The following is a 15,131-nucleotide window of genomic DNA, read 5'->3' as shown; positions in this document are numbered from 1 at the left end:
GAGCTTTCATGACCGATACCCTCAGCCCCATCACCCGCATGTTCGACTGGTGGAACGGGGCCTTCCGCGAACACGCCTTTACGCCCGACGCCTTTGCGGCGCACTACACCGACGATGCCCAGTTCATCGTCGACGGCGGCGTGCGCGGCACCGGCCCCGAAGCCATCTGCGCCCACTTCGCCCGAATTCGCGAGCGTTGCGATGCGGTCGAACTGGTCACCCCTGTGATCGCGACGCTCGCCGACGAGACACAGGGCTTCGTGCAATATCGCTGCACCTTCACCGCCAAAGGCAAGTCCGGTTCCGAAGTCTGCATGGCCCATGCCCGGTTCCGCGACGGCAAGATCGCCCGCTTCGAGGTCATCGGACGGCCCGAAGCCAGCTGATCGGCATCAAAAAAGGCCCGGCCGCTTCATGCGACCGGGCCTTTTCTTATTTCATTATCCCGCTGGCAGGTCACATCAGCGGCGCGAGGTACTTCTGGGCATCCGCTGCGGTGCGTAGCGGGTCGGTGGGCACGTCGTATTCCACGAAGAAGTGCTCGACCCCCGCCTTCTCCGCAGCCGGAATGATGCGGCGAAAGTCCACCAGACCCGTGCCCGGATCGCGCACGCTGCCATCGGCGGCGACGTCCTTCATGTGGACCATCCGGAACCGGCCGGGATGGCGCTTGAAGTAGGCCACGGGATCGACGCCCGCCTTGGTCGCCCACGCAAGGTCGAGTTCGAACTTCAGTTTGTCGGGGTCGGTGCCTTCGATGATCAGGTCGTAGGGGACGTCGGAGCCGACCTTTTTGAATTCCTGATCATGATTGTGGTACGCCAGCTGGAACCCGCGATCGTGAGCAGCCTGCGCGGCGCGGTTCAGCGCGGCGATGAGTTGCTTGATCTGCTCCAGCGACTGCAGCTGCGAGGGCCAGCTGATCTGCCACACGATGTACTTCTGGCCGAGCGGCCGGGCCTGCTTGGCGCAGGCGTCGATCAGGCCCTCGACCTGATCGAAGTCGAACGCCTCGATGAACTTGCGCTCGAAGGTGGCGCGGTCGATGCGGCCCGCCACGCCATCGTCGAACACTTCGTACAAGCCCGGCGGCATGATGTGCTGAGAGGGCGAAACGAGGCCGTTGCGATCGAAGACCTCGCGGACGAAAGCCGGGTCGCGGCCGAAGCTGCCGAGCGTCTCGACCTCGCGGTATCCCATCTTCGCGACCTTCGCCACGGTGCCCTCGAAGTCGGCATCCAGCAGCGTCATCAGGGTGTAGAGCTGGATGCCCAGCGGCCGCTTCGGCGGGCGGGCAAAGGCGCCGGCGCCGCCCAGCATGGAGCCTGCCGCCAGCCCAGTCGCCAACAGGGCCGTACCGCCCAGCAGGCCACGGCGGGAAAGGGCGAAGTCGGTCATCACAGCACTCCTTGCTTCATCTGGTCGGCCGCGAAGGCGGCAGCGCGCGCTGTCAGCGCCATGTAGGTCAGCGACGGGTTCTGCGCGGCCGAAGCGGTCATGCAGGCGCCGTCCGTCACGAACACGTTCGCCGCGTCATGGCACTGGTTGCGCGCGTTGAGAACCGCCTGCGCCGGATCGTCGCCCATTCGCGCGGTGCCCATCTCGTGAATGGCGAGGCCACCCGGCCCGAGGGTATCGCCGACCATGATGTCGGTAGCCCCGGCGGCCTCCAGCATGGCTTTCGCCTCTGCGGCCATGTCCCTGGCCATCGCCAGTTCGTTCTCGTGCCAGTGGAATTCGACGTGCAGCTGCGGACGGCCCCAGTTGTCGGTCTGGCTGGAGAGCGTAGCGCGGTTGTCGGCATAAGGCATGCATTCGCCCATGCCGCCGATGAACATCTGCCACGGCCCCGGCTGGCGCAGACGGTGCTTGAGCGACAGGCCGATGTCGTCGCCCTCTCCTCCCCGCGTCCACATCTGGCGCGAGGCGCTGCCCTGGTAGCCGTAGCCGCGCCGGAACTGCCGGTCGCTGCCGTCGAGGTTCTGGAAGCGCGGGATGTAGATGCCGCTCGGCCGGTTGCCCATCGGCATCCGGTCGGTGAAGCCGGGGATCGTCGCCAGACCGAATGGTCCCATGACGTGATCCATCAGGTAGCGGCCGAGTGCGTCGGAACGGTTCGCGAAGCTGCGTCCGGTCTGCGTATCGAGGGAATTGAGCAGGATCTGCGTCGACCCCAGCGTCGAGGCATTGAGGAACACCACCCGCGCCGAAACGGTGCTGCGCGTGCGGCTTTTCGCGTCGATGATCCGCACGCCGGTGACGCGGTTCGTCGCCGGATCGTGGATGAGCGAGTCCACCACCACGTCAGTCATCACCTTGAGCCGCCCGGTCGCCTTCGCGGCCGGAAGCGTCGAACTTTCGCTGCTGAAGTAGGAACCGGTGGAGCAGCCCCGGATGCACGGGCCGCAGTAGTGGCACGGCTGGCGGTCGCCGATCGGCTGGGTCAGCACGGCGCTGCGTTCGTTGATGATCGGGCGCCCGCCGAACTTCGCGGCAACCGCACCCTTCACGTGCTCCTCCACGCAGTTCATGCCGTGCGGGGGCATGAACTCGCCGTCGGGCAGAGAGGGAATGCCGTCCGCATCGCCGTTGACGCCGATGAAGCGCTCTACGTGCGAATACCACGGCGCAAGGTCATCGTAGCCGATCGGCCACGGAATGCCGTGGCCGTCCTTGCCCGCTTCGGAGAAGTTGAGCGGGCTCAGCCGAAAGGAAGCGCGCCCCCAGGTGATGGAGCGCCCCCCGAGGTGATAGCCGCGTATCCACGCGAAGTCCGCCTCGGGTGCGGTCTCGTAGGGGTTTTCGGCATCATTGACGAACCAGTGTTCGTTAGCGTCCGAAAGTCCCGCCATGCGCGACTGGACCTTGTAGTCGCGCTGATAGCGGTGGCGGTCGCCGAAGCCGCGATAGGGCAGCTCGTAAGGGGCGAGGTGCTCGGTGACGTAGTCGCTGGTAGGATCGACGTCGCGGCCACGCTCCAGCAACAGCACAGAGAAGCCGCGCTCAGTCAGTTCCTTCGCGGCCCAGCCGCCCGAAATGCCCGAGCCGACGACGATGACGTCTGCGTCCATCAGGCGCCCGCTCCGTTCGCAAGGCTCATCGAAATTCCCCAGACGTAGAGAGAGGGCGCCTTATCGTCGGCGCCCAGTGCCGCGCAGGCGTCGTAGGCGCCGGGCACGAGGTTGAGATCAAGCTCCTGGCTCGCGCCGATCTCGCTGGTGTAATAGCCGTAGACGGTCAGTTTGCGCAGCGTCGGCGCCTTGAAGCGCGTGCCGTCGTAGAGCGTGACCACCGGATCGCCCCCGGCAGCGAAGGCGGCCAGCACGAGATCGAGTTCGGCGTCGCAGCGGCGGCGCTCCCCGTCGTTCATCCAGTGCTGGTGCATCAGTTCGATGAAACCAGTCACTCCCGCATCCTTGGCGCCGGACGTGTCGTCGGCAGGGATGACGAGGTCCACCAGCCGCTCCAGCGCTGCGTGGCGCTCAGGCGGAAACGGCGTGTAGGTCGGTGGCGGCGGCACCGAAAGGGCTGCATCGCCACCGCCCATCATGTGCCCGGCATGCTCTGCCATGCCCTGCGCCATCGCCGGCGTGCTGAACGCGGCGGCGGCGATCCACTTCAGAATGTCCCTGCGGTGCAATGCCTTGCCTTATATACTGTGACCCGAACGAACCGGGCCGGTGGGGGCACCCCCCACCGGCCCTGTCCGATCAGAACTTCACGCCGACCTCGACGCCGTACTGGCGCGGGCTGTTGTAGCTGGCAAGCGTCGAGGTCCCCAGTGCGTGGGGTCCGACCGCCATCGGCGTTCTCTCGTTGCTGAGATTGCGGCCGATCGCGGAGAGCGACCACATGCCCTTCTGCAGCGTAACCTTGGCGTTGAAGAACGTCTTCGGCCCGGTCTCCAGCGAGTTCTGGACGTCCCAGTAGACGTTGCCGCGATGCGACATGTCACCATGCGCGACAAGCTTCAAATCGTCGGTCAGATCGGCTTCGTAGTCGATGCCGAGCTGCGCCGTGAAGCGGTAGATCTGCGGGATTACGTTGTTGTGATAAGCGTCCTGATCCTCGGGCACGAAGTTCTTGATCTTCACATCCGAGTAACCGACCGAGCCGTTGATGCTGAGCCCGCGCGTCGGCCGGATCGACAGCTCGGCTTCTGCACCCATCACTTGCGTCTTTCCGATGTTGGAGATGGCAGTGTAGATACCGTCACCCTCCAGCACGCGCGAGGTGGAGAACTGCTGCCCCTTGAAGTCGGTGTAGAACAAGGCGCCGTTCAAGGTCATCAGGCTGCCGCCAAAGTTGCTCTTGAACCCGGCTTCGAAGTTGTCGGCCGTTTCGGGGGCGTAATACAACAGCGTTTCGGCGCTGCTGCTGGGGTTGAACCCGCCCTTGCGATAACCGCGCGAGTAGGTCGCATAAGTGAACAGGTCCGGGCTCCATTTGTAGGAGACAGATGCCTTGCCCTGCGGCTCGCTGAACTTCTGCTTGAGGATCTGGCCGCTCAGGCGATCGAAGTAGGACTGGTTTTCCCAGTCGTAGCGGAAGCCGCCGGTCAGTTCGAGGCGGTCGGTCAGTTCGTAGGACGCCTGACCGAACAATGCGAACGTCTCATAGTGCCTCAGGCTGTCGTTCAGGCCCGGCGTGCCGCCGACAGGACCGTAGCTGCTCTGATAATCGCGCTTTTCGTCCTGGTAATAGCCGCCGACGTTCCACTTGAACGGCCCTTCGCCGGTCGAAGTCAGGCGCAGTTCCTGCGACCAGGTCGTATCGACGAAGTGCACGGTCTGCGTATAGGCATCGACCGCCGTGAAATCGCCATCCGCCGTGGTGTAGTCGCGCCCGCGCGAATAGGCGGTGACGGAGGTGAGCGTCGCCCCGCCAAGTGCCCAGTCGCTTTTCAGCGAATAGCCGCGCAGCTTGGTCTTCACGATGCCCGCCTGGTTCTCGCTCGGATCGGGGATGGTATCCTTGAAGTCCACATCCGGCACCGGGGCCAGCCAAAGGCCGCCGGTCTTGCTATCGGTCGTCGTGGCGCTAAGGGCGAAAGTCAGGTCTTCGGTCGGCGTGAACAGCAGTTGCGCGCGCGTGGTCAGGCCCTTGCCGAAATCGACGTTCTTCGGATTCGCCAGATTCTTGATGAGGCCATCGGTATCGTAAGCCGATGCGCCGACCGAGAAGTACAGCTTATCCTTGATGATCGGACCGGACAATCCGACCAGACCGCGCTTTTCGTCACCGTTGAAATACTGGAACGAAGCGTTTCCGGTGTATTCGTTGGTCGGCTTGCGCGTCACGATGTTGATGGCGCCCGCGATCGCGCCGCCGCCGTAGAGCGTGCCCTGCGGACCGCGCAGGATTTCGATCTGCTGGACGTTGACGAGGTCCTGCTGGAAGAACATCTGGCCCGGCTGGACGACACCGTCGACGACGGTGGCGAAGGGAAACTCGCCGTCACGGCCGAGCGTGGTGAAACCACGGAACGACACGGTCTTGTAGCCCGGATAGAGGCCGTCGAGCACGACGAGGTTCGGGGTCAGGCGCACCGCGTCCTGCAGCGTGCGCAAGTCGGCATTACCGATCTTCGCGGCCGTCACGACGCTGATCGGGTCGGCGACGGTTTGCGCGGTCTCGTTGCGCTTGCGGGCGGTGACGGTGATCTCGTTCGGCGCGCTCGGCTCGTCGGCGGTCTGGGCCATGGCGGGCGCGGAGAAGGCGGCGAACGCCCCGGAGACCAGTCCGGCACAAACCAGCGCCTTGGTCGAAATGGCAGTCATGTATCGTGTCTTCATGGATCAAACCCTCATGCGCTGAAAGGCCGGGCGCCACCGCGAAAATGCGATAACGCGCCAACTGACTTCCTCCTGGTTGCCTGCATTCGTGCCGCGCTCGTTCCGGCGCGGTGCTCTTGTCTTCTCTGCGGGCCTTGCGGCCGGTCCTGATGCTTCCATTTCAGCCCGGTGCGATCAATGCGATCGCCATCCCGGTTTCATTGTCGCTGACGCAAATTAGCGCCCGCGATCGCCGCGAAATATCAGCCCACGCCCTCCATCGCCCGCTGCACGCCTGGCGTGTCACCCAGGCAGCCGAGCCCGGCAAGCGTAGCCGCGATGCGCCCGGCGTCCGCGGCGCTCACGTCCTGGAACGGCGAACGCACCCGCCCGCCGGGGACGCCGCGCGCATTGAGCGCCGCCTTGAGGATGGCGGCGGCGGAACCGAAGCGCCCGACCAGCGAAGGTGTGAACCATTCGCGCATGATGACGCGATCCTTCGCCCCGCAGGCAAGCGCCCGGTCGAAGTCGCCCTGCCATGCCAGGTTGTAGAAATCCGGCTGGTTGTGGCCCAGCACACCGCCCGCGCCCATCGTTCCGTCCGCATCGTGCAACCGCACCATCGTGAGGCCCACTTCGTCCAGCGGCAGGCCGAACACGCGGACCTCGCCGTGAAGCGCGAAAAAGGTCGCCATGAAATGCGCCATGTCACCCGTCGAATGCTTGATCGCTACCACCGCGTCGAGAGCGGCGATGCGCTCCAGCAGCGGCAGGGACATGTCGATCCCGGTGCCCGGCGGCCAGTTGTAGACGCAGATCGGCAGGCGACTGTGCCGCGCGATCGTCGTGTAGAAAGCAAGGATGTCCTCGTCGCCGGGCCGCGCATAAGGCGGCGGCGTCACCAGCGCGCCGGAGAACCCGGCGGCATGGGCCTGCTCGATGTGCGCCAGCACTTCCGCAGGCGTATAGGCGCTGCATCCCGCGATCAGCGGCAGCCGCTTGCCCATCTGCGCGCCCGCCGCCGCGAACAGCGCATGGCGTTCGCCGGCGTCTAGGCTGAACCACTCGCCGGTCGTCCCCGCGACGACCAGCCCGTGCATGCCTTCCCCATGAAGCCATTCGAGCAGAGTGCCGAGAGCATCGAAGTCGAGGTTGCGCTGGTCGTCGAACGGGGTCGTGATCGCCGGGAGGTATCCCTTCCAGCCAACTCGGTCACGCTTGCAGGCCACGAATGCTCCTTCCAGTAGTACGGCGGGTCATCTGACCTGCCGCACCCTGGTCGTAGCCGGGCGTTGCACCGTTCGCCGAAAACTTGTGTGCGCGCGCCGCAATCAAGCAGCCAGTGCGCACTGCGCCCTCAACCGAGCGGCTGGGGTATAACTTCGATGGCAAGCGTGCCGCCGCCCGCCGCGACTTCCAGAAGACGGTCGATGTTGGGATGCGCGCCGGGGCGGTTGCGGGCATCGGCAGTGTGCTCGGCGAATACGTCGAGGCCATGCTCCGCCGCGCGGGCGTCGAGCGTGCCGAACGACTGCTTGAGGTACTGGTAGACCGCGAGCGAACCCTGCTTGCCCGGCTGATTCTCGATGCTGGCGACCACCGCGCCGTCAATCCCGACGAGATCGATGCGATCCACCCCCGCGATCGGCGGAAGCTGCTGCAGATTTTCCTTGAACGTCGGGCCGGCCTGAATCATCGAATTGGGTTCCTGTGCTGGTTGCCCGGGCTGGAAGCCCGTGCTGCTCCTGCGCCCCTAGCACCGTGCACCGACATCGGCCAACTGGGATGCCGGCCCAGGCACGCGAGACCGCCCCGCCCCCCCGTTGAGGCAGCTCGGACCGTGACTTCGCCTTAAACTGGCAACGCGCTCAGCCCGTTTCCACCGTCAGGCGGTGAGGTCATCGCCGATCGCGCGGGCGAGGATGACCATGAACTTGTCATCCGCATCGCCGAAGCCCTGCAGCGGTTCCCAGCCCCCTGCCAGCAGCAGCGTGTCGGCGCTGCGCGGATCGTACTTGTGGCTGTTTTCGGTGTGGATCGTCTCGCCCGCCGCCATCGTGAAAGAGCGACCGCAGACCTCGAAATCGATGTCGCGCGTCGCCGCGATGTGCATCTCGATCCGGGCGCGATCGTCGTTCCAGACCGCCCGGTGCGCAACCCCGTCACGCGGAATCGTGCCGCCAAGCTCCTGGTTGATGCGCTCCGCCAGATTGAGGTTGAACGCCGCCGTCACGCCTTGCGCATCGTCGTAGGCGCGGACGAGTTCCGCCTCCGCCTTGATGCGGTCGAAGCCGATCAACAACAGGCTGCCCGCGCCCAGCGTCTCGCGCATCGAACGCAGCAAGTCGGCGGCCGCCATCGGCTCCATGTTGCCGATCGTGGAGCCGGGAAAGAAGCCCAGGCGCCGATGATCGCCCACTTCGGCGGGCAGCGCGGTGGGCACGCTGAAGTCCGCCTCGACCGGGTGGATCGGCAGGTCGGGATAGCGCGCCGCCAGCGCCTCGCAGGATTCGGAAAGGAATGTACCCGAAATGTCGATCGGCACGTAAGCGGCGGTCCAGATCGCATCGAGCAGCAACGGCGTCTTGGTCGCGCTGCCCGCGCCGAACTCCACGACGACGTGATGCCGTGATCCGACCATGCGCCCGATCCGCGTGGCGTGGGCCATGAGGATGCCGGTCTCGACGCGGGTAGGATAGTATTCGGGCAGCCGCGTGATCTCCTCGAACAACTGGCTGCCGCGATGGTCGTAGAACCAGCGCGCCGGGATCGCCTTGCGCGGCTGCGAGAGGCCGGTCAGCACGTCGCGGCGGAACTGCGCGCGCAGGGCATCGCGGGAGGTATCGATCAGTTCGCGGACGGCGGTGGCCATGGTCTACAAGTCCTTAGCGAGGCGCACGCCGGTGAACTGCCAGCGCTTGTCGGGGGGAAAGAAATTGCGGTACGTGGCGCGCGAGTGCCCGCGCGGCGTTGCGCAGCTGGCGCCCTTGAGCACGCACTGCCCGGACATGAACTTGCCGTTGTACTCACCCACCGCGCCCGCCGCAGGGCGGAAGCGCGGATACGGCAGGTAGGCGGAGCGGGTCCATTGCCAGCAGTCCCCGAACAGCCCGGGCGAACCTTGGGGGTGGATTCCGAACGCTCCGGCCCCCGCGTCGAGTTGGACGCCAACCGACGGATCATGCCCCGCCGCCGCGACTTCCCATTCGAATTCGGTCGGCAGGCGGTGCCCCGCCCAGGTGGCGAAGGCGTCGGCCTCATAGAACGAGACATGCGCAACCGGCGCATCGGGCAGGATCGGCTGGAGACCGGACAGCGTGAAGGCCATGTCCTCGCGCCAGTAGAGCGGCGCCGTCAGCCCCTCTGCATTGATCCAGGCCCACCCGTCCGACAGCCACAGCGCCGGGTTGCGATAGCCGCCGTCGGCAACGAACTCCGCCCATTCGCGGTTCGTCACGAGACGACGGGCAAGAGCGAAAGGTTCGAGCAGCACCTCATGCGCCGGGCCTTCGTTGTCGAACGCGAAGCCAGCTTCCCCGCCGCCATGGCCGATCCGATGAAGGCCGCCTTCGTGCCGGTGCCAGTCCATCGGCACGGCGGACGCCGTCCCGCTCTCCGGCGCGCGCGGATAGGCATAGGCGGGAGCCAGGGGGTTCAGCGAAAGCGCATGCTTCAGGTCGGTGAGCAGCAGTTCCTGATGCTGTTGCTCGTGGTTGAGCCCCAATGCGATCAGTTCGGCAAGATCGGCGCGATGCAAAAGCAGTTCCACATGCGCATCGACATGAGCGCGGTAGGCCAGCACCTCGTCCAGCGCGGGTCGCGAGAGCATCCCGCGCTGCGGGCGCGCGTGGCGCGGCCCTTCCGCCTCGTAATAGGAATTGAACAGGAAAGGCCAGGCGTCGTCGAAAAGCCTGTAGCCGGGCAGGTGGTCGCGCAGCACGAAAGTTTCGAAGAACCACGTCGTATGCGCCAGATGCCACTTCGCCGGAGAAGCGTCCGGCATGGACTGAATGGTGGCGTCGGCATCGGACAGCGGCGCGACAAGCGCCTCGGTAAGACCGCGGACCATAGCGAACCGGGCTGCCTGGCATGAAGCTGAGGCCACCGGGGGCGAACGGTCGGTCATGGAGGCCATGCCGCTCTAACGACCGGTGCCGTCAGCGGATGCATGACGAAACGAATATTGCGACGAATTGCGCTCGCCCGCATTTGATCCGGGACGAGCGGCGCCGGTCGGAGAATGAATACGCAGCAGAGCCGCGCCGTTAAAAAAAGCGGCGAGCAAATTTCCGGACCGCAACTTTTTGCCACCCACCAGCGAACAGCGATGGGAAGGCGCTCGATCAGAGCGCTTTCGCCTTGAACCCGTTGGAGCCCCCCGTTGGAGCAGAGCCGATGAAAATCCGGAAGAATTTCGCCTTGTCGCTGGCCGTTGGTCTATTCATGGCCGCCGTGCCGAGCCAGAGCTTCGCCGCCCTGCCGCAAGGCGCGAAAGCCCCCGACTTCACCCTGAACGCCGCGCTGGGGGGCAAGCCCTTCGATCTCTCGCTGGCCAAGGCGCTGAAGAAGGGGCCGGTCGTGCTTTACTTCTTCCCCGCCGCCTTCACGTCCGGCTGCACGGTCGAGGCGCACCTCTTCGCCGAAGCGACCGGCGATTTCAAGAAGCTGGGCGCCAGCGTGATCGGCGTGACCGCGGGCAATGTCGAACGTGTCGCCGAATTCTCGAAGTCGGAATGCCGCAACCAGTTCGCCGTCGCCGCCGACCCGAACGCCAAGGTCGCCGCCAAGTTCGACGCGACGATGCAGGGCGGCAAGCAGACGATTTCCAACCGTACCTCGTTCGTGATCGCCCCCAACGGGACGATCCTGCTCAGCTACACCGACATGAACCCGCAGGCCCACATCGAGAAGACGATGGCGGCAGTGCGCGCATGGAAAGCCAAGCACGGCTGACCTTTTCCCCACGATCGATCCTTCCCGTCGCCAAGAGGCCCCGTCATGCTTGTTGCCCTGTTGTCCGCCTTCCTCGGCGGGCTGATCCTCAACCTGATGCCCTGCGTCTTTCCGATCATCTCGCTGAAAGCGTTCGGGCTGGCCCGCCAGGGCGGCGATCCGCAGCGGATGCGGCATGAGGGGCTGGCGTTCCTCGGTGGAACCCTGCTGGCGATGCTGGCCCTCGCCGGCACGCTGATCGCCCTGCGTGCCGGCGGGCAGGCGGTGGGCTGGGGCTTCCAGCTCCAGTCCCCGCTCGTGGTCGCCGTGCTGGTGCTGGTGCTGCTGGGTTCGGCGCTCAACCTTGCCGGTCTCTTCGAGTTCGGCCTGGGCCTGCAGCGCATGGGCCAGACGCTCGACGGGAAGGACGGGATGCTGGGTGCGGCGCTCACCGGCGCGCTGGCCGTGGTGGTGGCGACGCCCTGCGCCGGACCGTTCATGGCAGGGGCCATCGGCTTCGCGCTCGTCCAGCCGCCGCTGGCCGCGCTCGCCATCTTTGCGGCGCTGGGCCTGGGCGTGGCCGCGCCCTTCACGGCGCTGTCCTTCAGCCCGGCGCTGGCGAGGCGCCTCCCGCGACCCGGAGCATGGATGACGACGCTAAAGCATGCGCTGGCCTTTCCGATGCTGGCCGCCGCCGCATGGCTGCTATGGGTGCTGGCACAGCAGACCGGAAGTGCGGGCCTGGCCCTGATGCTGGGTTGCGCCCTGCTGCTGGCCTTCACATGCTGGATCTACGGCATGGCGCAAAGGCGCGCGATGGCCGGTCGCCCCGCCCCTGTCCTGCAAGGGCTCACGATCGCAGGCGCGGCGGCGATCGCGGCGCTCTGCGCCCTGCCGGGCAATGCGCTGCGGGCCTCTCCCCCGGCCGCGCAGATGCAGGCATCCGCTGGCAGCATACGGACCGACATCGCGCCGGTGCCCTGGTCGCCTGAAGCGGTCGCGAAGGCGCGGGCGGCCGGTCACGCGGTCTTCGTCGATTTCTCGGCCGAATGGTGCCTGACCTGCAAGGTCAACGAAAAGGCAGTGCTTTCCACCGCCGCTTTCAAGGACGGCATCGCGCGCACCGGCACCACCTACATGGTGGCGGACTCCACCAACTATGATGCGCGGATCGAACAGGCTATGATGGAACTGGGCCGCTCCGGGCTGCCGCTCTACCTCGTCTATCCGGCCAAGGGCGGCGATCCGGTGATATTGCCGCAAGTGCTGGACACGAAGACCACGCTCGATGCACTGCAGGCCGCGTCCGGCAAGAAGGTTTGACGAGACGATGCATACGATCCCGCCCGTTCATCCCGGAAGCCGCGTGGCCCCTGAGTGAACGATACACTGTCGTCGGAGAAGGTGGCGCCGGAGAATGCCGCGCCGCAGGATGCATGGCCCGCCCTCATGCGGCGGGCGCAGGACGGCGACCAGCGCGCCTACCGGCTGGTCCTGCGCGCGCTGGTGCCGGTCGTTCGGGTCAGGGTGCGCCGCCGCATCTTCGACGACGCGCTGGCCGAGGACGTCGTGCAGGACGTGCTGATGACGCTGCATCGCCTGCGCCATACCTATGATCCGGCGCTGCCGCTGCTGCCGTGGGTCTCGGCCATCGTCTCGGCAAGGGCGGTGGATGCGCTGCGGCGGCAGGGTAGGTCGCGCGGAAGGGAGATCAACCGGGACGAAACCCTTTCCGGCACCGTCGATCCCGGCGCTGCGGCGGCTTTCGACGCCATCGGCGCCGAACGGGAACTCGCGGGGATGCTCAACATCCTGCCCGATCGCCAGCGCCAGATGATCGAGCTGGTGAAGCTGCAGGAGATGACGCTCGATGCCGCCGCGCAGGAAAGCCGGCTCTCCGTCTCCGCCGTAAAGTCCTTGCTGCACCGCGCGATCACCAGACTGCGCGAACATGGAAAGCAGACACATGGTTGACCATGACACCCTTATCGACACGCTTTGCGACGAGGCAGCGCCGGTACGGCGCGTGGCTCCGGCCTGGCGCCGGGCGCTCGGCTGGACCCCGGTTGCGCTGGGCGTCGGCTGGCTCATGACGCAACTGCTCCATCGCGCCAGCACCGACTGGACCGGCCCCCTTGCCGGGGTCGCGGCCGCGAACATCCTGCTTTCGCTTGGCCTGGGGATCGCCGCGCTCATGGCCGCCCTGTCGGTCAGCGTGCCGGGCCGGGTCGCGCGGGTAAGCGGCTGGTTCGTGGCCTGCCTCGCTATGTGGTTGGGACTGGCAGTCTATAGCATCGGCATAGCCCGCCATCCCGTCGGGCAGCTGGGCCACGGCAGCTACTGCTTCACCTTCGTGCTGGTCGCCGGAGCCCCCATGATCGCGGTCACCGTGCTCGCGCTGCGCCGCACGCGGTCGCTCCATCCGGTCCGTTCCCTGACGTTCGCCGGGGCGGGAGCGGCATTTTTGTCGTTCGGACTGCTGGCGTTCTGCCACCCGATTGCGATGTCGGCGATCGACTTCGCCGGCCATCTCGCCGCCGGCATACTGCTCGGCGCACTGACCATTGCGATCGGCCGCAAGGCGATCGCGGCCTGAGAAATACTCGCGTATGCAGCGCATAATACCCGGCTTGACGAAGGCGTCCGTCAGAGGTCGCCCAATCCCTCCATTTCACGGTCATCCCGGCCAAGAGTGACGAAGCTGTCCAGAAGCCAGCTCGCCGCTGGCCCTGGTGGCGTATCACGCCGCCATATCCCCGAGAAGCGGTACGTGCCTCCGACATGGTCCGGCATAGCCAGCCGCACGAGCGTCCCGGCTACGAGATCGGCCTCGATCATCGGCAGCGGCATGTTCCCCCAGCCTATTCCCTGCCGCAACAGGGCGTGCTTTGCGCCTAGGTCGGCCAGGCGCCAGGTCTTGGGACTGAATACCGAATAATCGCTGCCCTCGGTGAAACGGGAGCGGTCCGTCAGCACCAGCTGCGTATAGTCCCGGCCTGCTCCCGGCGCGATTGCCATCATGCGACCGAGTGGATGGTCGGGAGCCGCCACAGGCACCATCGGCACAGACCCTGCCGAGCGGCTGTCGATGCCTTCGACCCCGGCGGACAATGGCCCGGACAGCCCGACCACGGCCTCCTTGTCCAACACCAGGGCGGTAACCGCGCCGAGCGCCTCGACATGGAGACGAAGCTGCACCGTGGGGAAGGTCGTGGCGAAATCGCGCAACACCTGACCGACCCGCTCGGCAGGCAGCATGACATCGACCGCCAGGTTCACCTCCGCCTCGAGCCCGTCGAGCATGCCCTTCACCTTGGCGCGCAGCCCGTCCACACCCTGCGAAATCGCCTTTGCTTCGGCCAGCACCGCACGGCCCTGTTCGGTCAGTTGCGGCCGCCGGGTGCCCTCGCGCTCGAACAGCATGACGCCAAGCTGCACCTCCAGATTGGCGATCCCGTAGCTGATAACCGAGACCGCGCGATTGAGCTTGCGTCCCGCCCCCGCGAAACTGCCGACTTCCACGACGGTCAGGAAGATCGTCAACTGATCGAGCGTCGGCGTGCCTGGATTACTCACTTTTCCATTTCCTCGAAAAGAACGATGGGTTTTATCTATCTGAACGGAAAAGATCGCAACCCATACAAAAGGCTCAACGAAGCGGCCCCTCTCACTCACCGCCGCTTTACCGGAGACCCAAGATGATCGAACTGCGTCCCTTCGACAGCCTCGGCGGCGCCAATCATGGCTGGCTCGACGCCAAGCATCACTTTTCTTTCGCCGACTACCACGATCCGGCCCGCATGCACTGGGGGAACCTGCGCGTGTGGAACGACGACGCCATCGCGCCGAAGACCGGCTTCCCGCCCCACCCCCATCGCGACATGGAAATCATCACCTATGTTCGCGAAGGCGCGATCACTCACGAGGACAGCCTGGGCAACAAGGGTCGCACCGAAGCGGGCGACGTCCAGGTCATGAGTGCGGGCACCGGCGTGCGTCACTCCGAATACAACCTCGAGGACGTGACGACGAAGATCTTCCAGATTTGGATCCTGCCCACTCGCAACGGCGAAGCCCCAAGCTGGGGCGCAAGACCCTTCCCCAAGGGTGAGCGTGCCGGGCACTTCGAGACGCTGGCCTCGGGCTACGAAGGTGACGGCGACGCCCTGCCGATACGCACCGATGCACGTATCGTCGCCGCGACGCTGCAAGCTGGCGAGACGGCCGAGTACCCGATCGGTGCCAACCGCAAGGCCTATCTGGTCCCTGCGACCGGCGCGGTGGAGATCGAGGACGTGCGCGTCAATGCCCGCGACGGCGCTGCAATCCGTGACATCGACGTAATTCGTGTCACCGCCATCGAAGACAGCGAAATCGTCCTCGTCGACGCTGCCTGAGACGATCGCTCGAGAAAGTTCGCCTCAA

The 15,131-nt window shown here is 65.9% G+C and carries 15 protein-coding genes; 6 read left to right on the top strand and 9 right to left on the bottom strand.

The window, feature by feature from the left end:
• Nucleotides 1-8 precede the first annotated feature (8 nt).
• Nucleotides 9-386: a nuclear transport factor 2 family protein gene (locus tag PKE80_RS22420; protein ID WP_271184431.1), complete on the top strand. Its 378-nt coding sequence runs from the start codon at nt 9-11 to the stop codon at nt 384-386.
• Nucleotides 387-456: 70 nt separating this feature from the next.
• On the opposite strand, the gene PKE80_RS22415 is transcribed toward PKE80_RS22420, so the two are convergent.
• From PKE80_RS22415 to egtB, 8 genes are all read right to left on the bottom strand, one after another.
• Complete coding sequence (locus PKE80_RS22415; RefSeq protein WP_271184430.1) at nt 457-1,398, bottom strand: sugar phosphate isomerase/epimerase family protein; 942 nt, start codon at nt 1,396-1,398, stop codon at nt 457-459.
• On the bottom strand, nt 1,398-3,071 hold the full coding sequence (locus PKE80_RS22410) for an FAD-dependent oxidoreductase (RefSeq protein ID WP_271184429.1): 1,674 nt from the start codon (nt 3,069-3,071) through the stop codon (nt 1,398-1,400). Before PKE80_RS22410 ends, PKE80_RS22415 begins: the two co-directional genes overlap by 1 nt.
• Nucleotides 3,071-3,640, bottom strand: a complete 570-nt coding sequence (locus tag PKE80_RS22405) for a gluconate 2-dehydrogenase subunit 3 family protein (RefSeq protein ID WP_271184428.1) — start codon at nt 3,638-3,640, stop codon at nt 3,071-3,073. Before PKE80_RS22405 ends, PKE80_RS22410 begins: the two co-directional genes overlap by 1 nt.
• Nucleotides 3,641-3,710: 70 nt before the next feature.
• Nucleotides 3,711-5,780: a TonB-dependent receptor gene (locus PKE80_RS22400; protein WP_271184427.1), complete on the bottom strand. Its 2,070-nt coding sequence runs from the start codon at nt 5,778-5,780 to the stop codon at nt 3,711-3,713.
• Nucleotides 5,781-6,037: 257 nt separating this feature from the next.
• Nucleotides 6,038-7,003, bottom strand: coding sequence for a dihydrodipicolinate synthase family protein (locus PKE80_RS22395; protein WP_271184426.1), 966 nt, complete (start codon nt 7,001-7,003; stop codon nt 6,038-6,040).
• 128 nt (nt 7,004-7,131) lie between these two features.
• Nucleotides 7,132-7,470, bottom strand: coding sequence for a DUF2322 family protein (locus PKE80_RS22390; protein WP_271184425.1), 339 nt, complete (start codon nt 7,468-7,470; stop codon nt 7,132-7,134).
• A 189-nt stretch (nt 7,471-7,659) separates the two neighbouring features.
• Nucleotides 7,660-8,646: an L-histidine N(alpha)-methyltransferase gene (egtD, locus tag PKE80_RS22385; protein ID WP_271184424.1), complete on the bottom strand. Its 987-nt coding sequence runs from the start codon at nt 8,644-8,646 to the stop codon at nt 7,660-7,662.
• 3 nt (nt 8,647-8,649) lie between these two features.
• Nucleotides 8,650-9,909, bottom strand: coding sequence for an ergothioneine biosynthesis protein EgtB (gene egtB, locus PKE80_RS22380; RefSeq protein ID WP_271184423.1), 1,260 nt, complete (start codon nt 9,907-9,909; stop codon nt 8,650-8,652).
• A 260-nt stretch (nt 9,910-10,169) separates the two neighbouring features.
• Between egtB and PKE80_RS22375 the strand changes: the two genes are divergently transcribed.
• The 4 genes from PKE80_RS22375 to PKE80_RS22360 are packed head-to-tail and all read left to right on the top strand — an operon-like array spanning nt 10,170 to nt 13,302.
• Nucleotides 10,170-10,727 (top strand): peroxiredoxin, encoded by a 558-nt coding sequence (locus PKE80_RS22375; protein WP_271184422.1) that lies wholly within the window; start codon nt 10,170-10,172, stop codon nt 10,725-10,727.
• A gap of 45 nt (nt 10,728-10,772) precedes the next feature.
• A complete protein-coding gene (locus tag PKE80_RS22370; protein ID WP_271184421.1) occupies nt 10,773-12,029 on the top strand; it encodes a protein-disulfide reductase DsbD family protein in 1,257 nt (418 codons plus the stop codon).
• 54 nt (nt 12,030-12,083) lie between these two features.
• Nucleotides 12,084-12,680 (top strand): RNA polymerase sigma factor, encoded by a 597-nt coding sequence (locus PKE80_RS22365; protein ID WP_271184420.1) that lies wholly within the window; start codon nt 12,084-12,086, stop codon nt 12,678-12,680.
• A complete protein-coding gene (locus PKE80_RS22360; protein ID WP_271184419.1) occupies nt 12,673-13,302 on the top strand; it encodes an NrsF family protein in 630 nt (209 codons plus the stop codon). Before PKE80_RS22365 ends, PKE80_RS22360 begins: the two co-directional genes overlap by 8 nt.
• Nucleotides 13,303-13,352: 50 nt before the next feature.
• On the opposite strand, the gene PKE80_RS22355 is transcribed toward PKE80_RS22360, so the two are convergent.
• Nucleotides 13,353-14,282, bottom strand: coding sequence for a LysR family transcriptional regulator (locus PKE80_RS22355; RefSeq protein ID WP_271184418.1), 930 nt, complete (start codon nt 14,280-14,282; stop codon nt 13,353-13,355).
• Nucleotides 14,283-14,404: 122 nt separating this feature from the next.
• Between PKE80_RS22355 and PKE80_RS22350 the strand changes: the two genes are divergently transcribed.
• Nucleotides 14,405-15,103, top strand: a complete 699-nt coding sequence (locus PKE80_RS22350; RefSeq protein ID WP_271184417.1) for a pirin family protein — start codon at nt 14,405-14,407, stop codon at nt 15,101-15,103.
• Nucleotides 15,104-15,131 lie beyond the last annotated feature (28 nt).

This window comes from Novosphingobium resinovorum (assembly GCF_027922145.1).
Classification (GTDB): domain Bacteria; phylum Pseudomonadota; class Alphaproteobacteria; order Sphingomonadales; family Sphingomonadaceae; genus Novosphingobium; species Novosphingobium resinovorum.
This window is presented reverse-complemented; position numbering and strand designations above follow the sequence as displayed.